We start from the raw sequence: 21,570 nt of genomic DNA, 5'->3' as shown, positions 1-21,570 counted from the left end.
TTTTGTATAATTAAGTTTCACTTATGTTGTAGATGGTATAGGAATTTCACCACCCTCATCATCTTCAAGATCTGGTTCTTCAGTGATTATTGTTTTAGCATCTCTTTTTTTACTAAACCAAACCTTTATCTTGTGTACCATAAAGAACAAACAGGGTACTATAATTAGAGTAAGGAAGGTAGCTATAATTAATCCATAAATAACAGCCCAAGCTAAAGGTCCCCAGAAAATCACATTATCACCACCGATATAAATCTTAGGGTCAAAATTGGCAAATAATGAGAAGAAATCAATATTAAATCCAACAGCTAAAGGAATCAGACCTAATACCGTTGTAATCGCAGTAAGAATTACAGGTCTAAGACGAGCTCTTCCTCCCTTTACGATCAGTTTCATTACCTCATCATTATCAAGATGCTCATTTTCTGGAATATTGAGTTCTACTTTCTTACGATCAATCAATAATTGGGTATAATCAAGAAGTACCACCCCATTATTTACTACAATCCCTGCCAGAGATATGATTCCCATCATGGTCATCATAATTACGAATGCTGCCCCAGTGATTAGAATTCCTCCAAATACTCCAATAAAGCTTAAGAAAATTGCAATCATAATAATTGTAGGTTTTGAAATAGAGCTAAATTGGAAAATAAGGATTAACATAATAAGTCCTAATCCCGCAAAAAAGGCACCCATTAAAAACTCCATTTGTTTATTCTGTTCTTCAATCTGACCCGTATAGTTAATTTTAACACTGTTTGGTTTACCTGTAAAACTTGCCATCTCAGTTTCTATTTGTGCTACGATAGCACCGGCATCAGTATAACCAGGTTGTAATCCAGAATATACAGTAACCACTCTCTTAGTATCACGATGTTTTATAGCACTAAAAGAAGAAGTATTCTTCTTAGAAGCTACTGCAGAAACAGGAATTTCTTTGAGTCTACCAGTTGCTTGATCTCTAAACGTAATATTTTGATTAAATAGAGCGCTGGTATTATAGCGATCATTTTTATCAAAGCGTACATAGATATCATAATCTTCTCCTTCTTTTTTGTAAACACCAGCTTTTTCACCAAAAATAGAACGACGCAATTGATTACCAACCTGACCAGCTGCTACACCTAATTCACCAGCTTTTTGTCTATCAACAGCTACTTGCATAGCTGGTTTCCCTTTATTAACATCTATTTTTAATTCTTCGATACCAGGAATATTTTTTTCATTGATAAAGTTTCTCATACGTTCTGCAACGTTAATCAACTCATCATAATTTTTTCCTTCGATTTCGATATTGATTGGATATCCAGCAGGGGGGCCTACTGCATCTTTTTCAACAGAAATAGCAATACCAGGATAAATTCCTTTTAATGCTTTTTGTACTTTAAATCGTAATTCTTCAGAATCTTTTCCTTTTCTGAATTTAAACTCTCTCATAGCGGCAATGATCTTACCACGATGCGGCATTTCTGCACTACTACCACCATCTGTTTGAGGATTTCCGGCACCTTCCCCTACTTGGGACACCGCAGCTTCTACCAAAAAGTTGTGATCTTCACCTTCGATATATTCTTGATCATTTATGATGGCATATACACGATTCTCAATTTCTTTAGTGATTTTATTTGTTTTTTCGATATCCGTTCCTTGTGGATATTCTATATATACAATGATTTGATTTGGGGTGTTATCAGGGAAGAATTCTACTTTAGTTCGTTGACTTCCAATCGAAGCACCAAATGCACCAAATACTACAAAAAGTAGTAAGAATGTTCCAATTATAAAAGCATAAGTTCTCCATCCTCTTAACGCAAATGAAAGAAAGCGTTGATAAGTGTTTTCTAACCAAGTTAAAATTTTGGTTTGGAAAAAAGTAGCCATTCTTTTTAAAAGGTACTTATAAATCCAGAACATGATCGCGGTAAATATCATTAAAGTACCAAGTCCTCTTGCTGGACCGCCAACAATCATTATAAATATTCCAAACCCACCAAGAATTAAACTTAGGCGTATCAATTGTTTTACTGTTAATTCTTTTTCACCAATGTCCATGAATCTAGAAACTAACATGGAGTTAAAAAAGATAGCTACAAATAATGACGAACCTAATACGACCGATAATGTAATTGGAAAATATATCATAAACTGTCCCATGACACCTGGCCACATACCTAGAGGAACAAAGGCAGCAACTGTTGTTAGTGTAGAAACAATAATAGGAAATGCAATCTCGCCAATTCCTTTTTTGGCTGCTTCGATACGAGACATGCCTTCTTCTTCCATTAAGCGGTATACATTTTCTACTACTACAATACCGTTATCTACGAGCATTCCTAATCCCATAATTAATGCAAAAAGAATCATGGTATTCATAGTATATCCTAATAATGATAAAATCATAAAGGATATAAACATTGACATGGGTATTGCAAATCCAACAAACAAGGCATTTCTAAACCCTAAGAAAAACATTAATACACCCACAACCAGAATAATTCCAAAGATGATATTGTTTACAAGATCATCCACTTGATTAATGGTTTTAGTAGATTGATCATTAGCTATACTAATATTTAGATCTGTAGGGAATACATTTTCTTCGGCGTCTGCTACGATTACTTTAATTTGGTCTGCAGCTTCTACCATATTCTTTCCAGAACGTTTTTTAACCTCTAGCATTACTACATTATCTCCAAATTCTCTAGCATAGGTAGTTTTGTCTTCTTCTTTAAAAGTAACTTTTGCAATATCTCTAAGATATACAGCTCCGTCTTGAGATTTTACTACAAAATTATCCAGTTCTGAAGGTTGATCTATCTCACCTAGAATTCTGATTGTTCTTCGTTGTCCGCTAGTGATCATATTTCCGGCAGACATAGTGACATTTCCGTTTCTAATGGTATTAATGACATCATCAAAACTTACTTTAGCAGCCATCATTTTATAAATATCAACAGCTACTTCTACTTCCTTTTCTTGGGCGCCTCTTATGTCAACACCTTTGATCTCTTTTAGATCTTCAATTTCATCCTCTAGATATTCTCCAAATTGTTTTAACTTATCTACTGGATAATCACCAGTTATATTGATATTCATGATTGGAGTTTCTTCTGAGATACTCAAATCAAAAACATTTGGTTCTACCTTGGCTCCATTAAAAGTTGGCCAGTCTTCGTTAGATTTTTCAGAGTCTACCTCATCTTTTACCTTTTGTTTTGCTTCTGCAACAGTAAATTTTTCTTCGAACTCTACTGTTATAATTCCATAATCCTCCTGAGATGTAGATACTATCTCTACAACTCCACCAAGGTTCTTTAATTTATCTTCTAAAGGATCAACGATAAGTCTTTCTATATCTTCAGAGGTATTTCCTGGGTATGGAACGCTAATGTAAATTTTGGTTTCATTAATTTCTGGGAAATTCTCTCTTGGCATAGAAAAATATGCCGATAATCCAAGAATGAAGAAAATCGCCATCATTACATAAATGGTAGTTGGGTTGTCTATGGCCCAAGACGATAATCTAAATTCTTTATCTACTTTTTTCTTATTTACTTCCATAAGATATTAGTTTATAATTTCTACTTTCTGACCATCTTTAACACTTCTAGCTCCTTCACTTATGATATCATCTCCATTAGTGATTCCTTCTAGGATTTCTATATAGTCTCCTTGAGTTTTCCCAGTTTTTACGATTGTACGTTTTGCTTCTGCTATATTTTTAGCATCTTTTCCGGAAGTTACATATGCATACTGATCACCTTCAGAATTTTCTGAAATAATACTTTGGGGTATCAAGATTGCCTTTTCGCTAGTATAATCATTGATTTTTACTTTAGCGGTAAGGTTGGGTTTAATAATCCCGTCCTTATTTGGTACTGATACTTCTACAGTAAATGAACGATTATTAGGATTTATATAATTACCTACTTGTCTGATTTTTGTATCTATAGTTGTTCCCAATATTGGAAAATGAACTTTTGCTTCTTTTCCTTTCACAATACTAGAAATATATGTTTCCGGAACTTCGATCTCAATATACATATCGTTTAAGTTAACGATACGAATTAATTCTGTTTGTCCAGGAGCAACAACACTTCCTTGTTCTGCGATAACATCATCAACGATTCCAGAAAATGGAGCGGTCACTACGGATCTAGCCAATTGTCGTTTCATCTGATCAACTCCGTTTTTAGAAGACTCATAAGTTGTTTTTGCTTGTAAGTATTGAATTTCGGAACCTATTTTTTGTTCCCATAATTTTTTCTGGCGCTCATAAGTAGTTTTAGCTAATTCTGCCTGCACTTCCATTTGAGCCACTTGTTGACTAAGACCACCATCATCAATTCTAGCCAACGTCTGACCTTTAGAAACACGTTGTCCTTCTTTCACAAATACTTTTAGAAGTGTTCCAGAAGTTTCTGGATATAGAACAATATTCTTTTTTGTTTCTACACTTCCTTGTAATTCTAAATAGTGATTAAATAAAGTATCTTTTGCTTGTATTGTAGTAACCAAAGGAAGTTTTTTGATACTGTCTAAGGACGCTATAGCTTCATCTAATTGCTTTAGCTTGTCAGCTATAGCTTGTTGTTCTGCTACGATTTCACTTCGTTTTGCTCTGATCGCGGTTAGATCGCCATTTTCTATTACTTTTTCAATAGATTTTCCATCTTTTTGACCACAAGAAGCAAAAAGAAGAAATACAGAGAATATGGTAAGTATTTTTTTCATGAGTATGTCTAGTTATTAGGTGTATTTTGAATTGATTCTAGTTTGGCTTTATTGTTTATAATAGTAAGCATTGCTTGTAACACTTCTTGTTGTACACTGTACAATTGTAATTGTGCTTGTCTTAACTCAAAACTGGATGCCAATCCTTCGGTATATTTGATTTGGTTTTTATTTTCTATTCTTTCTGCTAAGGCAAGATTTTGCTTAGAGGTTTCATATGTTTCTAGAGAAAGTTGATAATCACTTACTGTAGAATTGTATTGTAATTGAATTTGTTGTTGTACTTCTGTAAAAGATGTATTTGCTTGTTCAAAAGCGATTCTTGCTTGTTGTGTCCTTGCACTTCTTCCTAAAGAACTGAAAATTGGAATATTAAGACTTACTCCTAATATTGAGGATTGAAACCAGCGTTGTTCGTTCTCTAAGAATGTAAAAGAATTACTATTGGCTTGGGTTCCATAATTTACAAAAGCGGATAATGTAGGCAAGGCTTTACTTTTTTCTAATTTTAGTTCCAATCTTCTTTGCTCTGTTAATAAATATCCTAATCTATAATCAACATTATTTTCTATGACAAAAGGTTTTAATCCAACAGATGTATCTACATTTTTAATAGTTAAAGTATCAAGGTTGTCGGACAAAACAGTATTAGAATCAACATCTACTCCAATAGTGAGGTTGAACATTTGTAATGCTATTTTAGATAATCGTTGTGCATTATTTAGTTGATTAGTAATCTGTAGTAATGTGATTTGTAATTGTTCTACATCTTCTTCTTCTGCTAAACCATTTTCGAAAATCTTTTTTCGTTCTTCATAATTCTTTTCTAAAGCAGTTTTATTATTCTCAAGTATTTTTACACTTTCATTTGATACCAAAACACTACCGTAGGCATTAATAACACTTTCGCGAACATTAAGTTGCGTTTTTTCTTGAGAATCATTAGTGTACTGCAAGAAACTTTTAGCAGCCTCTAAACCAACAAGATAAGATCCGTCAAAAAGTAATTGAGATAATGTAGCACTTGCAGTTAGTTGTTGTTTAGTTCCAAAAACTACTGGTATAAAACCTTCAAGTGGGTCGGGAGAACCATTAGCGGTTAAGTCAAAGAATTCTTCAACGGTATTAATAGTACTTTCTCTACTGTCAAAAGCTGATGCTGGTAACAAAGAAACTGGTTGCTTTAATTGATTTTGATAATCAATCGCAGCATTAATTTGTGGTAAACCGGTTGCTGTGGTTTCCCATTTTTGCTTTAAAGCTTTAGCTACATCTCGTCTAGCATTGATAGACTGATAACTATTTTCTAATGCAAATTCAATTGCTTCATCCAATGTAAATGAATATTGTGAAGAAACGGGTGTTTCTTGTGCAAAAGAAATTGTTGTAAATAAGCTAAAGAAACATATCGACCAAAGGTTGTTTCTCATAATTTATGGTTGTTTTAATAGGTTGTCTAAAATTTTTAATCCTTTTTCTGTGGCGATACCACGTACATGATATTCTAAATAATCTGTCATTAATTTTGATACTGGAAATCGTTGGATAGGAAACATTTCTTGATCCTTTATTCCTGTCATTCCCATAAAGTATAATCTTGAAATAGTTTCAGTATCGATATTTTCTCTAAAAACTCCTGTTTTTATACCTCTTTCCAAATTTTCTATAACGCATTCTTGCATTGTGTCAAATTGTCTAATTTTTAGACTACTGTGAATTTTTGGATAATATTTTTGAAGCTGATATTGAGGGGATGTCTTTTCACCTTTAAGGTGATGCATTACAAATGCCTTAATGGCGTATAATTCTTCTATGGGTTCTTTGTTTTCTTCTAAAATAGCGTCGATTCCATCGCTAACATTACAGAATAAATGATCTGTAGTAGCCTCGACTAGCTTTGTTTTATTCTGAAAATGTGCGTAAATCGTTTTCTTAGAAATTCCCATTTCCGAAGCAAGGTCATCCATTGTAACACTCTTAAAGCCAAGGTTTAAGAACATGTCATTTGCTTTTTCAATTATTTTTTCCTTCATCTAGGGTTTAAAATGTACATGAGGAAACTTTAAAAACATTAAAAGTTTCCTAAGTTTCACAATTTTTTAACAATGAAATAACTTGAACCGTCACAATGCAGGGTTGAACTGTTTTAATTATGCTTTTCTTTTTTGAATAAAACGAAAAAGGCTGTCTAATTTGGACAGTCTATCTTATAAATTACAAAATCTTAATTTATTACTTTAGATTTAGTTGATGTATAGTAGTGTTTATTTTATAGTTTTTAGGGGGATCTTTCATATGCTCCGAAGCTATTATTAGGTTTTGTGCTTTTACAAGTATTAGATATTGTTAATATTATGGTGTAGACAAAGGTTTTAGAATTATTTTTTTTATGATTAAGACTGTTTTAGGTTAATTTTAAAGAATTACTATCATGGATTTTATAGGTGTCCGAAGACTTTTAGTTTCAATAAAATAGCATATGTTTATTTTGACTAGAGATAAGGTTTTTAACTAAACAGATTTTTAATTTTTATTTTACCTTAGCGCAAAAAAATAGTGGTGAATAGCATTTCAGATTATCAAGAATATTTTTTAGATTATTTATCAAAGAATACTATAGACAAGGAACCCAAAAATCTATATGAGCCTATTTCCTATATCCTTACACTTGGAGGGAAAAGATTAAGACCAGTTTTGGTGTTGATGACATCTGAAATTTTTGGTGGATCCTACGAAAAAGCCCTTGATGCGGCACTAGCCATTGAAGTTTTTCATAATTTTTCTTTAGTCCATGATGATATTATGGATGATGCCCCGCTAAGAAGAGGGAAAGAGACTGTTCATGAAAAATGGGATATTAATACAGGGATTCTTTCGGGAGATGCTATGTTGATTAATGCCTATCAACTTTTTGAAAATTATGAAGGAGATACTTTTAAGCAATTAGCACAATTGTTTACTAAAACTGCAATTGAAGTTTGTGAAGGGCAGCAGTACGACATTGATTTTGAAACAAGAGATGATGTTACAATTCCAGAATATCTAAAAATGATTGAGTATAAAACTGCGGTACTGGTTGCTGCAGCGATGCAAATGGGTGCAATTATAGCAGATGCCTCAGGTGCTTGTAAATCTGCTATTTATGATTTTGGGAGGTTGCTTGGTTTGGCTTTTCAGTTGCAAGATGATTATTTAGACGCTTTTGGTGATCCTGCTACTTTTGGAAAGCAAGTAGGTGGAGATATTATCGAGAATAAAAAAACCTTTTTGTTACTTAAAGCAATGGAGAATGCAGATGATAATGTGAAAAAGCAATTAGAAGGACTTTTTTCTTTAAACCCAGAAGATCCATCGGAGAAAATACAAACTGTTAAGAGTATTTTTGAAACTACTGGAGCAAAAGAAAAAACAAGAATAGAAATAGAGAAGTATACAGAAAAAGCTTTTGAAGTTTTAAATAATTTATCGATTTCGCAGGATAAAAAGAAAATTTTACAAATTTTTGGAGAACAATTGATGAATAGAAATGTATAAAAAAAACCTGATTTATAATTAAATCAGGTTACGCTTAGTTGAGGCAAAAAAACTGCGTATTAATATTAATAAAAGTAGTTGTAGGTTACTACGATATTAACTTCTTTTGTTTTTTATAATTTTTACTGAGTTAAAATTAAAATCAGTATTAGCGATAAAGTTTTCTCCTGTTTTCACATTCATGAATTTCCATTGATATCCTTGTTCGGTCTCTTTTACATCTGACCTAGCTATAGAAGAAATTGGTACGCCTAAATAATTCTGAATTATACTATTAATTTTACGGTTAATTTCTTTGGATGCATAATTTATGCTAGCTTCGTTTTTACGAGCTTTTTCTGGTGCGGATGTTACGGTATTTGTTTCTTTTAATGTTTCTTTAGAACTAGAGCAACTAATAATGGAAAACCCTAAAAGAGCAATGAGTAATTTTGTTTTCATAATGAGTTTGTTTAATAATTCAAAATTACTGGTTAAACATAGTAAAATTGTGTTTTAAGCATAAAATTAAAATGTAATATTGGTTGATTTGTTGATTTTTTCGATTAAAAACAGTTATTAAGAAAAAAAGCTAATCTGTTGTAACCTAATTGTAAGTAGTTGTTGTTATGAAAATATTTCCACTTGTATTATTATTGTTTTTCCTAAGTGTTTCAAATGGACAGGAAAGTTTTGATGATGTTAATGATTCCTATGAAACCTTTTTAAAAAGAATTACAGCAAAGGATACTTTAATAAAAAATAGAACAAAATATTATAAATGTTCGGAGGATTTATCAGGAAGAATAGAGCTTTATTATTTGAATGATAAATTGAGATTGATGACTCATGTTTATAAGCAAGGTTTTGGTAATGATACGTTTTTAGAAAATTATTTTATAGATGAAGATAAATTAAAGTTGAAGACTTCAATTTCTGAAATCATGTATATGAATACACTTTATAAAGAAAGTAGTCAGGGAGTGTCCTCTACAACTGCAGAAAAAGTAATTGAAGTTACAGAACAAAGGATGTACTTTGAAAATAAAGAGAATTCAGGCTGTTTCGAAAGAAAGCATAGCGAAAAACTTGTTGATTGGGATCATGAATACTTTAATACCCTTGTATTTAAAAAAGGTATTTGTATTGAAGATACCGCTGAAGTAAGCTATAAATATAAACTTTTAAGAAAAGCAGAACAGAAACTACAGAGTTATTCAAACAGAAAACGACAATGTATTTTTCATATCTGGTAGAATACAATAATATCTTTTAAAAATCAGATACTTGAGTATTAGGTTTCTTCTTGTTCTTTGTTATTTTAACAGACTCAAATTTAAGATCAGTAGATCCTATAAAACTTTTACCGTTTCTTACATTCATAAATTTCCAGTGATATCCAGAATTAGTAAGAGTAATTGGTGATATGGCAATAGAAGATATTGAAATCCCGAGATGTTTCTCGATAATTGTATTAATTTTTCCTTGTATTTTAGGATCGTTTACTTCGGTTACTCCTTTTTTTTCTTTTTTTACGTAATAAGGATTGTTGTTAGGATCGAATTTTGTCGTTACCGTTTTTTTGTTGCTAGAACACGAAGATACTGCTATCGCAATGGATAGCATTAGTAAGTAGTTTTTCATTTTATTTTGGGGTTTTAATCGTAATTGATATTAAAAGTAGAAAAAATACAAGAAAACTATGGCGCTTCCGCTATATATTAGATAACCGGTATTTTTTTCTAGATAAAAAACGTATTTTTTTCTGTAGTATTGTGGTTTTTAGAAAAATACTCTCACGAAAGGAGCATAAGCGCTGGCATAAATACTTTTGTTGTCATCGTATAAAACATCATATCGTAAACCAACACTAACAAATCCTACTCTATAGCCTGCACCTATAAATAAAGCGGGATACCAATAATTATCATTTATATTGGGTCCTTCAATTTCAAAACTTCTACTTACTCCCATTTGTTCAAACTCAGCAGATAATTGTAATGAAGGAAAAGGATTGTAAAGAGTAATAATGCTAGCACCATAATTTGTTGCCGTAAAATTACGAGAATCAGTATATCCAAAATTAAGACCAAAACCCATACTGAATTGATTATTAAAATCATAGACAGCAGAAGGAGCTAGGATTCCGTTAAAAGTATCGTTTGTAAACCCAATACCTATGTTACCTCCAATCCTCACTCGAGACCAAAAATTGTCTTCCTGAGAATAACATTGTTGTAAGGAAAATAACATTGCGGATACTAAGAGTATGATTTTGATTTTATGAATAAGAAACACTTTCATTGTTAAAATGGTAAAAAAATGTTACAATAAATATATATAATTCCATACTCAATATACTGTAATTATTGTATTTTTGTGATGTTTTATAATAAAAAGACGGTTGAATACTTACATATGGATAAATATTCATTTTTGAATGCGGCTAATACCGCATTTTTTGCAGATTTATACGATCAATATTTGCAAAGCCCAGATAGTGTAGAACCTAGTTGGAGAGCATTTTTTCAAGGATTTGATTTTGGATTAGAAAGTGCAGATGGCTCTGGGGAAACAATTTATATAGAAAAAGATTCGGGAGATACTGCTGTAGCTGTTCCCGAAAATCTTCAAAAAGAATTTCAGGTTGTGCGTCTTATCGATGCCTACAGAACCAGAGGTCATTTGTTTACCAAAACAAATCCAGTAAGAGAAAGAAGAAAGTATCATCCTTCTCTTGCTCTAGAGAATTTTGGTTTAAGTCAAGGGGATCTTAATACAGTGTTCAATGCCGGAGAGATTATTGGAGTTGGACCTAATACATTAAGTAATATAATTGTTCATTTAGAGCAAATATATTGTGATGCTATAGGTATCGAATACGTGTATATTAGAAATCCTGAAGAGAGGCAGTGGATACAAGATCGTGTAAATTTTAATACCAATAGGACTAAATTTTCTACTGATCAGAAAAAACATATTCTTAAGAAACTAAATCAAGCAGTATCTTTTGAGAGCTTTTTACATACTAAATATGTAGGTCAAAAGCGTTTTTCTCTAGAAGGAGGAGAGTCTTTAATACCTGCATTAGATGCTTTAGTAGAAAAAGCGGCTGGTATGGGAGTAAAAGAGTTTGTTATGGGGATGGCACATCGTGGTCGTCTTAGTACATTGACCAATATTTTTGGAAAAAGCCCAAAAGATATATTTAGCGAGTTTGATGGTAAAGATTATGAAGAGGCTGTTTTTGATGGAGATGTAAAGTATCATTTAGGATGGACTTCTAAACGAAAAACAGATTCGGGTAAGGCAATTAACATGAATATTGCCCCTAATCCATCTCACTTAGAAACTGTAGGAGCGGTAGTAGAAGGAATTACTAGAGCTAAACAGGATAAGTATTATAAAGATAATATATCACAGGTTTTACCAATTGTTGTTCATGGAGATGCAGCTATTGCTGGACAAGGTTTGGTGTATGAAATTGTCCAAATGGCACAATTAGATGGTTATAAGACAGGTGGAACTATTCATATTGTCGTAAACAACCAAATAGGTTTTACTACGAATTACTTAGATGCACGTTCATCTACGTATTGTACAGATGTTGGTAAAGTAACCTTGTCTCCTGTACTTCACGTAAATGCTGATGATGCCGAGGCTGTTGTGCATGCAACAAATTTTGCGCTTGATTTTAGAATGAATTTCGGACGTGATGTATTTATAGATTTGCTAGGCTATAGAAAATACGGTCATAACGAGGGTGATGAGCCTCGTTTTACACAACCTAAGTTATATAAGGCAATAGCTAAACATAAAAATCCTAGAGATATTTATGCAGCGAAATTAATTTCTGAAGGAATTATAAATCAGGATCATGTTTCGGATCTTGAAAAAGAATATAAAGCATCTCTAGAAGAAGAGCTAGAAGATTCTCGAAAACAAGAAAAGACAGTAATCACTCCTTTTATGCAAGATGAGTGGGCTGGATTTACAAGAGTTCAAGAGGATGAGATGATGGAAGTTGTGGATACCACATATTCTAAAGAAGCACTAACTGAGATTGCAGAGATTATTACTAAATTACCGTCGGATAAGAAATTCCTTCGTAAAATAGAGCGTTTAATTGATCAACGACATAAAATGTTTTTTGAGAAAGATCAGTTGGATTGGGCTATGGGAGAATTACTAGCATATGGATCACTGCTCAAAGAAGGGTATGATGTTAGAATGAGTGGACAAGATGTCGAGAGAGGAACTTTTTCTCACAGACATGCTGTTGTAAAGGTTGAGGATAGTGAAGAGGAAGTATTGCTATTGAATAACCTAAAAGGAGAACAAGGAGATTTTTATATCTATAATTCTTTGCTTTCAGAATATGGCGTTGTTGGGTTTGATTACGGATACGCTATGGCTAGTCCAAAATCCTTGGCAATTTGGGAAGCTCAATTTGGAGATTTTAGTAATGGAGCGCAGATTATGATTGATCAGTATATTTCTTCTGCAGAGGATAAATGGAAGCTTCAGAATGGATTAGTAATGTTATTACCACATGGATATGAAGGACAAGGAGCAGAACATTCTTCTGCGAGAATGGAACGTTACCTTCAATTATGTGCTAAAGATAATATGTTTGTAGCAGATGTTACTACACCAGCCAATATGTTTCATTTGTTAAGAAGACAAATGAAAGCTACATATCGAAAACCTTTAATCATTTTTACTCCAAAAAGTTTATTACGTCATCCTAAAGTAGTTTCTTCTGTAGAAGAATTTGCTAATGGAAGTTTTCAAACTGTAATAGATGATCCAGTAGCTAAGGCAAAAGATACTAAAACATTGGTTTTCTGTACAGGTAAGTTTTATTATGACTTATTAGAAGAAAAAGAAAAATTGGATAGGAATGATGTTGCTTTGGTGAGATTAGAGCAGTTATTTCCACTTCCAGCAAAGGAAATGGATACATTAATTAAAAAATACAAGGCTACCGATGTTGTTTGGGCTCAAGAAGAACCACGTAATATGGGTGCGCTAAGTCATATTTTAATGCATTATGATGATGCCAGTTCATTTAGATTTGCAAGTAGAAGGCCTTACGGGGCACCTGCGGCGGGTAGTGCTACTAGATCTAAAAGAAGACATCAAGAAGTAATCGATTTTGTTTTTGATAAAACAAAGGATAATCAAAGAAGAAAAAGAAAATAGTAAAGTAACTATAAATAGAAATATTTTCGCGAAAGCGATATAAAGTATAAATTTAGAATTATGGCTTTAGAAATGAAAGTCCCTTCTCCGGGAGAATCCATTACAGAAGTAGAAATAGCTCAATGGCTTGTAGAAGATGGTGATTATGTGGAAAAAGATCAAGCAATAGCAGAGGTAGATAGTGATAAAGCAACGTTAGAGCTTCCTGCAGAAGCTAGTGGTATTATTACACTAAAAGCAGAAGAAGGAGACGCTGTAGCTGTTGGTGAAGTTGTGTGTCTTATTGACACAGATGCAGCTAAACCAGAAGGAGGTTCTTCTGCATCTAAAGAAACTTCAAAAACGGAAGAAAAAAAGGAAGAGGCACCAGTACCTGCGAAAACAGAAGCTCCAGCTAAAACAGAAACATATGCAACTGGAACTGCTTCGCCAGCTGCTAAAAAGGTGTTAGCTGAAAAAGGAATTGATGCTTCTCAAGTAAAAGGAACTGGGCGCGATGGACGTATTACCAAAGCAGATGCAGTTGATGCAAAACCATCAATGGGTACTCCAGGACCTGGAAGTAGAGGAGAATCACGTAAAAAATTATCTATGCTACGTCGTAAGGTAGCGGAGAGATTAGTTTCTGTGAAGAATGAAACTGCGATGTTGACTACTTTTAACGAAGTGGATATGCAGCCGATATTTGATTTAAGAAAACAATATAAAGAAACATTCAAAAGCAAGCATGGAGTTAGTCTTGGGTTTATGTCATTTTTTACATTAGCTTGTGTAAGAGCTCTAAAAATGTATCCAGCCGTTAATTCGATGATTGAAGGTAAAGAGATGATTTCTTATGATTTTCAAGATATCAGTATTGCCGTTTCTGGACCAAAAGGATTGATGGTTCCGGTAATTAGAAATGCTGAAAACTTAAGCTTTAGAGGAGTTGAGTCTGAGGTTAAAAGGTTGGCAATTAGAGCTCGTGAAGGTCAGATAACGGTAGATGAGATGACAGGAGGAACTTTTACAATTACTAATGGAGGAGTTTTTGGTAGTATGTTATCTACTCCGATCATAAACCCACCGCAGAGTGCTATTTTAGGAATGCACAATATTGTAGAAAGACCAATTGTAAGAGACGGACAAATAGTTGTAGCACCGATTATGTATGTGGCATTGTCTTACGATCATAGAATTATTGATGGTAAAGAATCTGTTGGGTTTTTGGTAGCTGTTAAGGAGGCATTAGAAAATCCTGAAGAATTATTAATGGATAATAATATAAATAAAGCCCTTGAACTTTAGTCGAAGGTTTTCTTACTAAAAAGATAAAATCACCCTATTTAATTATTAAAATTAAATAGGGTGATTTTTTAGTTAGAGTTTGTATTAAAATTGTTTTACTTCTTTGCAATTTTAGTTGTATAACTTTGGTTTTTAGTAGTTACTTTAACTAAATAGAGTCCTGTAGTAAGGTTACTTATATCTATGCTGGAAGAAGTAGTGTTTATTTTTTTTGACAAGACTTTTTTACCTCGAAGCGAGTAGATTTCGATATTCGAGGATGCTATGTCTGTTGGGAATTTTATATTTAAAATGCTACTTGAAGGATTTGGGAAAATCTTGACAGAACTTATGTTCTCTTCTAGCTCATTTATAGATAATGTAGCTGATTCTTTTTGATAGAAATCTAAAGCGTGCATTGCATAGACTAGAGGGGCGTTCCAATTAATAGTAATTTCATTGGTAGAATATGAACACCAGTGGTCTACATATTTTGAAGCTGGCAAATTAGAAGGGAAATTAATTCCAGAACCTGTGCAATCACCTGTGTCTGGGTTGTTTTCATTTTGCGGTCCTCCTACAATCATCCCAGGAATAGGAGCAGAAATACCGTCAGCATCAGATATTCTGTGGTGAGGTTCGAATACTTGTGTATCTCCAAATCCAGTTACATAAGAGTATCCAGTTCCGTTTCTACCAAAAATATAGTCCATCGCTGTATAAGCAGCGTCTAAATAAGACTCATCTTGAGTCAACTCATATGCTCTGATCAGTAAGATTAATTGATTTCCTACTGCTCCATTACTACCCCAAGAATAGTCGTTAGTAGACATTGTAGTTTTCATTGGAGAAGTATTAACCTGATTCTTTAACTGATCAGCTGTGCTTATTAAAGTGCTATTGGCTGCAGTAACGTTAATTGAACTTGCTAAACTGGTAGTGTATTGAGCGATTGAAATTAGTGCAAGAGGATCACTATATGGCCAGCTTGGAGTTCCCCCTCCAATAGAACTTACATCAATGTCATCTCGATAGGTATTTTCTCTAGTTGTAATAAATAGTTCTACTGCTGCCCATTGAAATTCATCGGTAACATTCGTATCTCCGTATTCTCCGGTAGAAATATCGGAAACAGGTGTTCCGTTCCCTTGGCTATAATAAATAGCAGGATTAGCTTTTGCCCAAGAATAGGCATCTTTTGCTGCTTGTTCTAATTGTGCACTAAATCCAGGTCTTACGCTTTCGTAATCAGAAAATATTCTTGATGCCATTGCGGTTACAGCAGCAAAATTTAAAGCTGCTGCAGTTGATTTTTGTACAACAAATCTTTCTAAATTATATGCGGCAGGCATAACTCTTCCAGAGAAGTTTTTAGCAGTTAATTTATGGTATACTCCACCATCATTCGGGTCTTGCATGTCTAACATCCAATCTAAATTCCATAAAACTTCATCTAAGATATCAGGTAAATCTCCGCCTTGTTCAGGAATATTATATTGTAAGCTTTGCCATTCCGTTTTATAATGTTCATATGCAGCTAATAAGGTATATGTACTAATTCCACTATTTACTATGTATTTGTTGTAATCTCCTGCGTCATACCATCCTTTTGGCGCAGATATTACAGTCCCCTCTGGTCGTGCAGACGTTGCTGCTGATGAATGCACACGAACGACATCATCTGGAGTTCCTGCTGGTCTTGCATAAATACCTGCGTGGGTTGACTCTAATGCCGTAGAAGAACGGTTGTAATAATAGTACTTAAAAGCTTCTTCTCTAAGTTCCGCATATCCATCTATACTTACATTAAAGGTAATTTCTTCAGTATCTATTAGAAAACGATATGTTCCTTCGGTGTCCACTTCAGAAATATCTACATTCACAATATGTTCTCCAGAATCACTCCATAAAGATGATGCTCCTGTCGTTCCAGATAATACTGTATTATTTGAGCTATCTAGTATGGTGTATGCTTGATTGCTAAAACTACTTTGAGCTACAACACTAATGGTTTTATTTCTGCCTGCTATATAAGATACTTGATTGTAGCGAACTTCATATGCAGATGGTGGAGGGGGTGTTTCTAAAGGTTCTCCAAAAGAAATCCAATCAATTTCAATAGTTCCTGAGTATCCTCCTTCTGCAGCATTTACAAAAAATTGAACAAAAGCTATTTTAGATGGATCTACGGGACAAGGAGCTGTAGCTTGTGTGCAATCAGAACCTCCATAACCTCCATCCTGTAAATTAGAAGAATAGTCTAGTTCGTAAATAGTGAACTCATTAGCTATTCTGACGGACAATGGGCTTAAATTAGATACAAAACCATCTTCATCTTGGATATCAATTCTTAAATCCGGATTCGAACTACCCATTACTTTAATATATAGTTTGGTTTGGTTTGATATATTTATTGATATATCAGAACCATTGTTGTGTAGTATATATTTAAATGGGCTAAAAGCTCCTGCTGTACCATTAGCATTGATTGATAAATTATCATTAGATAATGATACGGCATATGCAGAAGTAGGCTCTACACTTAATATGTTTTCGTCAAAATTATCACTATAGATAATTTGACTATTGCCTACAAAAGCAATTAAGAATGAAAGGGCGATGGTAAACAGAATTCTTTGTTTCATTGGGACAATTTTTTTGAATTTTAAGGGTTATTTTTCATGTTTTGACTTGAGAAATTAATGAGATATTGTATTTAAAAGAAGTTAAGTTATTGTGGAGTTGTTTAAAAGATAAAATTTAAAAAGTCACGAAAACTTTGTGCTCAATTTTAAGTAACTTTTTCTTTCTATAGATTTTGTGATATGTGTTACCAACCTATTTAAAGCTTCATTTAATTATTTAATTCATTAATTTCTCAAGTCAATTATTAAAGATAACGCAGAATAGTGGTATTGTATTTATATCGCAATCTTTACATTTTATGAACACGATGTTTTGAATGATGATGAAGATGTAAAAACTCTTCTAAACACCTAGCTTATAGGTGATGTTTTGAAAAATATTAAAGGTGTAAAAAACCTGTATTATAGATATTTTATATAGAGGAACGAATGTCATTTACTAGTAAAAAAATGCAAATCATCCATTTTTCAAAAAAAACATTACAGTACCATTTTAGAATAAGGTATAATAGTTTTATAACCTTTATTAGAAAAATAATTCATATCAGAAATAGTTCCAGTAGCTAGGACAAAATCTCCACCCCATCCACCAAGGCTTTTTATACTTCCCGAATAATCCGAAAATAAGGTAGATTTTACGGTAGGCGTTTTAATAATTTTAGATATTGTTTGTTCGTGTAAATCAATAAGGTCACAAAATTCTTCTAACGAGGAGCAATCAATTAGTGAATTGGTAATTTCTTTAATTTTTTCCGAAGCTACATCAAAATCCTTAAGCGGCAAAGACTGATAGTGTTTGATGGATTGTTTGCTATCTTGTTTTTGATTAAGATAAACAAAAAACAAATGATCTTTAAAAATAGGATCAAATTCTGCAATGCTAATTACAGGAGTATCTTCTTTTCGGATATATAAGATTGGTGTAGTGTGTTGTGCGCTAGCAATATCATAACCGCTTCCTCCAAAGCTTTTTTTTAATAATGTAAAAGCATTGACATCTGCCCATTGAGCAATATTATTTATAAGTGTTGAAGAAGAGCCTAATCCCCACTTGCGATTAAACTCTAAATGGGTTTTTACGTAATACCCTTTTTCGCCAGAAAGAAAATCAGGATTTAGTTCCTGAGCTACTTTCAGTATTTCTAAAAGTGTTTCGGAAATGCCTAAACCTTCTTCGTCTGTTAAAAAACTGGTGTTAGATGAATTAGCTTCAGAAATTGCTAAAGGGAGTTTAATAATCGTTTCGAACCAGCAATCATCATCTTTATCAAAGCTTTTCCAAGAAATATGATCAGAATCATTTTCTTCAACTTTTAACCATTGTCCAAGTTTTGTTGGTAATGCTAGTGCTTTGATGCCATCAAGAACAAGGTATTCTGAAGTTAGGAGAAGTTTGCCGTGACTATAAAATGATTTTTTCAACATATAATTTTGTCTTAACCAGAAACAAATTTACTTTATTACTGCATTTAATAAATAAGAATACTCTAAATATATTAGTTATTAACTTATGTTGAATACAGCTTTTCGTAATTGAAGAGAAAACCTAAAAACTACTTAAGTAACCATAGCCAACCAGTTCGGTAGGATTTTTAATAAGTGTAGAAGTGCTATTAGTTAATAGATATATATCATCTGATATGTCAAGAATATGACGATACATATGATCTGTTAGGATGATAATTTTATTTTTCTTTTCTTTCTTAATAAGTCTTATAAAAATCTCTATATATAGAGGCGCAATATTTGAAAAAGGTTCATCTAATAATGCTATTTCTCCTGGACTCATTAACATAAGATATGTTTCTATAACTCTTTTTTCACCTCCCGAAAGATCATATATTTTTGGGTTTTGATACTTTTGAAATGGTTCGAATATGATCGTAAAAGATTCCCAGCTGAGGTTAAATAAACTAAAAACTTTTTCGAGAGAAATATTTTTTGGAATTGTATCTTTTTGGGATAAATATTTTACTTTTCCTGAAAGATAGAGAGGTCTGGCTTTGTTCTTTTTGTTAATACGAATCAATTTGTTTTGAGGTTTTAGATGCCCAAATATTATCTTTAGCAAGCTACTCTTTCCTGAGCCATTTCTTCCAAGTATTCCTGTAACTCTTCCTTTTTCAGCTTTAACATATACTCCATTTAGAATGAATTTATTGTTATATGATAATTCTACGTTGTCAATTTCTAGGATCATCTTATGAAATATTGAAATGAGTAAAAAGTCATAACAGAAGCTATACTATCAAATAAAAATCCAAACAAAAAAAGATGTAAATTATGTAGTCCTAGGTTTTCATAAAAGAAGAAACGATCAGTAAACGAAACCTCCATATTTGTATAAGAGACTAATTTATGCCAAATTTTTAGTCCTAAGAAATACACAAACTTTATTAAAATTATAAAAGCGAGCGTTGTGTTTTTTTCTTTAAATAAAAGTAAAAGTGTAACAAAGGTGAGGACGTAAAAATGCTTTTTATAGAATGAGAAAAGTAGATATAGTTTTGTCTGCATAGTTAAAATCAGAAACGCAATTTAGATGAATGACTTTAGTTGTTGACCAAACCAAAATCCAAATACGAGTTTTAATAATAAACGGTATAATTACCCTAGTATGACAAACTATTCCAAAATAAGAAAAGTAGAAGTAGGTTTAATTTCGTAGTTTTTCGATTTGTAGTACTACCTCACTATGTGTTACGGTATTAGTTTTAAAATGCTCAACTAATTTTTCTTTTTCATCATTAGTGGCTTGAAACTGATTGAGGATATTCATTAAATGCATTTTCATATGGCCTTGTTGGATCCCGGTAGTAATAAGGGAATTGATGGCAGCAAAATTTTGAGCAAGTCCTGCTACTGCGGTAATTTCCATAAGTTTTTTTGCATTGGGACTTCCAAGTAAACTTAAGGCGAGTTTTACTAGTGGATGCAATGTAGTTAAACCTCCAACTGTACCAAGAGCTAAAGGGATTTGTATTGAAAAATGAAATACATTATTTTCAATTTTAGCCGCTGTTAGACTAGAATATTTACCATCTTTAGAAGCATATGCATGAGCTCCCGCTTCAATAGCTCTAAAATCATTTCCTGTTGCTAATACAACCGCATCAATACCATTCATGATCCCTTTATTATGAGTAACAGCCCTGTATGGTTCTATTTTTGCAATTTGTACAGCTCTTACAAATTTCTGAGCATACTGTAAAGAGGTTAAGTTGTTTATACTTGGTAAATCATCAATGGAGCAAGAAACAGAAGCTTTAACTATGCATTCTGGGACATAATTAGAAAGTATGCTCATGATAATTTCTATCTTTTTTTCAGCTTCAGAAAATTCGTTATAGGTAGTGGCTGCATTGGTTAGGAAATCAGCAAACTGCTCTAAACAAGAGTTTATAAAATTTGCTCCCATGGCATCAACAGTACTAAAAGTACAATGAAGTTGATAGTAGTTTTCTAGTTTTGATGATTTATCTCTAAGCTCAATATCTATAATTCCGCCACCTCGTTTTTCCATGTTTTTAGTAATATGGGAAGCTGAGGAAATAAGATCAGACTTGATATTTTTAAAGAATCTTCTTAGCTTTTCATTGTCTCCAGAAAATGTAAAATGTACCTGTCCGACTTTTGTAGTAGATAATACTTCGGCATTAAAACCACCTCTACTTTGCCAAAATTTAGCTGCTTTGCTTGCTGCAGCAACTACAGAACTTTCTTCTATAGCCATTGGAATAGTAAAACGTTCATTATTAATTAAAAAATTTGGAGCTACAGAAAAAGGTAAATAATAATTGGATATAGTATTCTCCGTAAACTCATCGTGCAACTGCTGAAGTTTTTCATCAGAATTCCAATAAGTTTTAATAATATCGATGGTGTTTGTGTCATTATTAAAATGATGTTTAACCAACCAATTTATTTTTTCGTCTTTAGAAAGCTTAGAAAAGCCAGAAACTACTGGAGCCATATTGTTTTTTTACTATAAGGGGTCAAAGATACTATTCTGTTTTGTTTCAAACGATTTTTATGAATTCATAAATACAATATCCCGTTATTTTAAAAGTATATTATTCTATCTATTCACAAGGTTTTATTAATGATATGCTAATAAATATTCGTTTCTCGCATTCCATTTTATGGTATTTAACGTCAATTGTTGTATTTTTCACGGATTTTTTAGTATTCTTGGCGCTAACAT

Annotated in this window: 15 protein-coding genes; 4 read left to right on the top strand and 11 right to left on the bottom strand. The window is 32.7% G+C overall.

Annotated elements, in window-relative coordinates:
- Window positions 1–21 precede the first annotated feature (21 nt).
- From H526_RS29320 to H526_RS0115910, 4 genes are read right to left on the bottom strand one after another with little or no spacing between them, the layout of a single operon-like run.
- Window positions 22–3,564, bottom strand: coding sequence for an efflux RND transporter permease subunit (locus H526_RS29320; RefSeq protein WP_035085787.1), 3,543 nt, complete (start codon window positions 3,562–3,564; stop codon window positions 22–24).
- Between the two features lie 6 nt (window positions 3,565–3,570).
- A complete protein-coding gene (locus H526_RS0115920; protein WP_027393930.1) occupies window positions 3,571–4,737 on the bottom strand; it encodes an efflux RND transporter periplasmic adaptor subunit in 1,167 nt (388 codons plus the stop codon).
- Between the two features lie 8 nt (window positions 4,738–4,745).
- Entirely contained in the window at window positions 4,746–6,167 is a 1,422-nt protein-coding gene (locus tag H526_RS0115915; protein ID WP_027393929.1) for a TolC family protein, read from the bottom strand.
- A 3-nt stretch (window positions 6,168–6,170) separates the two neighbouring features.
- Entirely contained in the window at window positions 6,171–6,770 is a 600-nt protein-coding gene (locus H526_RS0115910) for a TetR/AcrR family transcriptional regulator (protein ID WP_027393928.1), read from the bottom strand.
- A 526-nt stretch (window positions 6,771–7,296) separates the two neighbouring features.
- On the opposite strand from H526_RS0115910, the gene H526_RS0115905 reads away from it, so the two are divergent.
- A complete protein-coding gene (locus H526_RS0115905) occupies window positions 7,297–8,271 on the top strand; it encodes a polyprenyl synthetase family protein (RefSeq protein WP_027393927.1) in 975 nt (324 codons plus the stop codon).
- Window positions 8,272–8,367: 96 nt separating this feature from the next.
- Here H526_RS0115905 and H526_RS0115900 read toward each other — a convergent pair whose 3' ends face one another.
- Window positions 8,368–8,712 (bottom strand): hypothetical protein, encoded by a 345-nt coding sequence (locus H526_RS0115900; RefSeq protein ID WP_027393926.1) that lies wholly within the window; start codon window positions 8,710–8,712, stop codon window positions 8,368–8,370.
- A 167-nt stretch (window positions 8,713–8,879) separates the two neighbouring features.
- On the opposite strand from H526_RS0115900, the gene H526_RS0115895 reads away from it, so the two are divergent.
- Window positions 8,880–9,506: a hypothetical protein gene (locus tag H526_RS0115895; protein WP_027393925.1), complete on the top strand. Its 627-nt coding sequence runs from the start codon at window positions 8,880–8,882 to the stop codon at window positions 9,504–9,506.
- Window positions 9,507–9,522: 16 nt separating this feature from the next.
- On the opposite strand, the gene H526_RS0115890 is transcribed toward H526_RS0115895, so the two are convergent.
- Together H526_RS0115890 and H526_RS0115885 are read right to left on the bottom strand one after the other, a co-directional pair.
- Complete coding sequence (locus tag H526_RS0115890; protein ID WP_027393924.1) at window positions 9,523–9,894, bottom strand: hypothetical protein; 372 nt, start codon at window positions 9,892–9,894, stop codon at window positions 9,523–9,525.
- A 138-nt stretch (window positions 9,895–10,032) separates the two neighbouring features.
- Window positions 10,033–10,554 carry a hypothetical protein gene (locus H526_RS0115885; protein WP_035085784.1) on the bottom strand — a complete coding sequence of 174 codons (522 nt, stop codon included), beginning with the start codon at window positions 10,552–10,554 and terminating at the stop codon, window positions 10,033–10,035.
- 114 nt (window positions 10,555–10,668) lie between these two features.
- Between H526_RS0115885 and H526_RS0115880 the strand changes: the two genes are divergently transcribed.
- Complete coding sequence (locus H526_RS0115880; RefSeq protein WP_027393922.1) at window positions 10,669–13,455, top strand: 2-oxoglutarate dehydrogenase E1 component; 2,787 nt, start codon at window positions 10,669–10,671, stop codon at window positions 13,453–13,455.
- 60 nt (window positions 13,456–13,515) lie between these two features.
- Entirely contained in the window at window positions 13,516–14,742 is a 1,227-nt protein-coding gene (odhB, locus tag H526_RS0115875) for a 2-oxoglutarate dehydrogenase complex dihydrolipoyllysine-residue succinyltransferase (RefSeq protein ID WP_027393921.1), read from the top strand.
- Between the two features lie 95 nt (window positions 14,743–14,837).
- On the opposite strand, the gene H526_RS30960 is transcribed toward odhB, so the two are convergent.
- The 4 genes from H526_RS30960 to H526_RS0115850 form a co-directional block, all read right to left on the bottom strand.
- Window positions 14,838–17,366, bottom strand: a complete 2,529-nt coding sequence (locus tag H526_RS30960; RefSeq protein WP_051336186.1) for a glycoside hydrolase family 9 protein — start codon at window positions 17,364–17,366, stop codon at window positions 14,838–14,840.
- A gap of 480 nt (window positions 17,367–17,846) precedes the next feature.
- The gene (locus tag H526_RS0115865) at window positions 17,847–18,791 is read right to left on the bottom strand and encodes a GYDIA family GHMP kinase (RefSeq protein WP_027393920.1); all 945 of its coding nucleotides are present in this window, start codon (window positions 18,789–18,791) and stop codon (window positions 17,847–17,849) included.
- A gap of 121 nt (window positions 18,792–18,912) precedes the next feature.
- The gene (locus H526_RS0115860) at window positions 18,913–19,566 is read right to left on the bottom strand and encodes an ATP-binding cassette domain-containing protein (RefSeq protein ID WP_035085782.1); all 654 of its coding nucleotides are present in this window, start codon (window positions 19,564–19,566) and stop codon (window positions 18,913–18,915) included.
- A 456-nt stretch (window positions 19,567–20,022) separates the two neighbouring features.
- A complete protein-coding gene (locus tag H526_RS0115850; RefSeq protein WP_027393917.1) occupies window positions 20,023–21,339 on the bottom strand; it encodes a hydroxymethylglutaryl-CoA reductase, degradative in 1,317 nt (438 codons plus the stop codon).
- Window positions 21,340–21,570 lie beyond the last annotated feature (231 nt).

This window comes from Aquimarina latercula DSM 2041, assembly GCF_000430645.1.
Classification (GTDB): Bacteria; Bacteroidota; Bacteroidia; order Flavobacteriales; family Flavobacteriaceae; genus Aquimarina; species Aquimarina latercula.
Note: the sequence above shows the minus strand (reverse complement) of the source record. Positions and strands in the feature narration are given on the sequence as shown.

Coding starts and splice junctions, on each gene's coding strand:
- H526_RS29320 (WP_035085787.1), bottom strand. CDS start 3,564: ATGGAAGTAAATAAGAAAAAAGTAGATAAAGAATTTAGATTATCGTCT.
- H526_RS0115920 (WP_027393930.1), bottom strand. CDS start 4,737: ATGAAAAAAATACTTACCATATTCTCTGTATTTCTTCTTTTTGCTTCT.
- H526_RS0115915 (WP_027393929.1), bottom strand. CDS start 6,167: ATGAGAAACAACCTTTGGTCGATATGTTTCTTTAGCTTATTTACAACA.
- H526_RS0115910 (WP_027393928.1), bottom strand. CDS start 6,770: ATGAAGGAAAAAATAATTGAAAAAGCAAATGACATGTTCTTAAACCTT.
- H526_RS0115900 (WP_027393926.1), bottom strand. CDS start 8,712: ATGAAAACAAAATTACTCATTGCTCTTTTAGGGTTTTCCATTATTAGT.
- H526_RS0115895 (WP_027393925.1), top strand. CDS start 8,880: ATGAAAATATTTCCACTTGTATTATTATTGTTTTTCCTAAGTGTTTCA.
- H526_RS0115890 (WP_027393924.1), bottom strand. CDS start 9,894: ATGAAAAACTACTTACTAATGCTATCCATTGCGATAGCAGTATCTTCG.
- H526_RS0115885 (WP_035085784.1), bottom strand. CDS start 10,554: ATGAAAGTGTTTCTTATTCATAAAATCAAAATCATACTCTTAGTATCC.
- H526_RS0115880 (WP_027393922.1), top strand. CDS start 10,669: ATGGATAAATATTCATTTTTGAATGCGGCTAATACCGCATTTTTTGCA.
- odhB (WP_027393921.1), top strand. CDS start 13,516: ATGGCTTTAGAAATGAAAGTCCCTTCTCCGGGAGAATCCATTACAGAA.
- H526_RS30960 (WP_051336186.1), bottom strand. CDS start 17,366: ATGAAACAAAGAATTCTGTTTACCATCGCCCTTTCATTCTTAATTGCT.
- H526_RS0115865 (WP_027393920.1), bottom strand. CDS start 18,791: ATGTTGAAAAAATCATTTTATAGTCACGGCAAACTTCTCCTAACTTCA.
- H526_RS0115860 (WP_035085782.1), bottom strand. CDS start 19,566: ATGATCCTAGAAATTGACAACGTAGAATTATCATATAACAATAAATTC.
- H526_RS0115850 (WP_027393917.1), bottom strand. CDS start 21,339: ATGGCTCCAGTAGTTTCTGGCTTTTCTAAGCTTTCTAAAGACGAAAAA.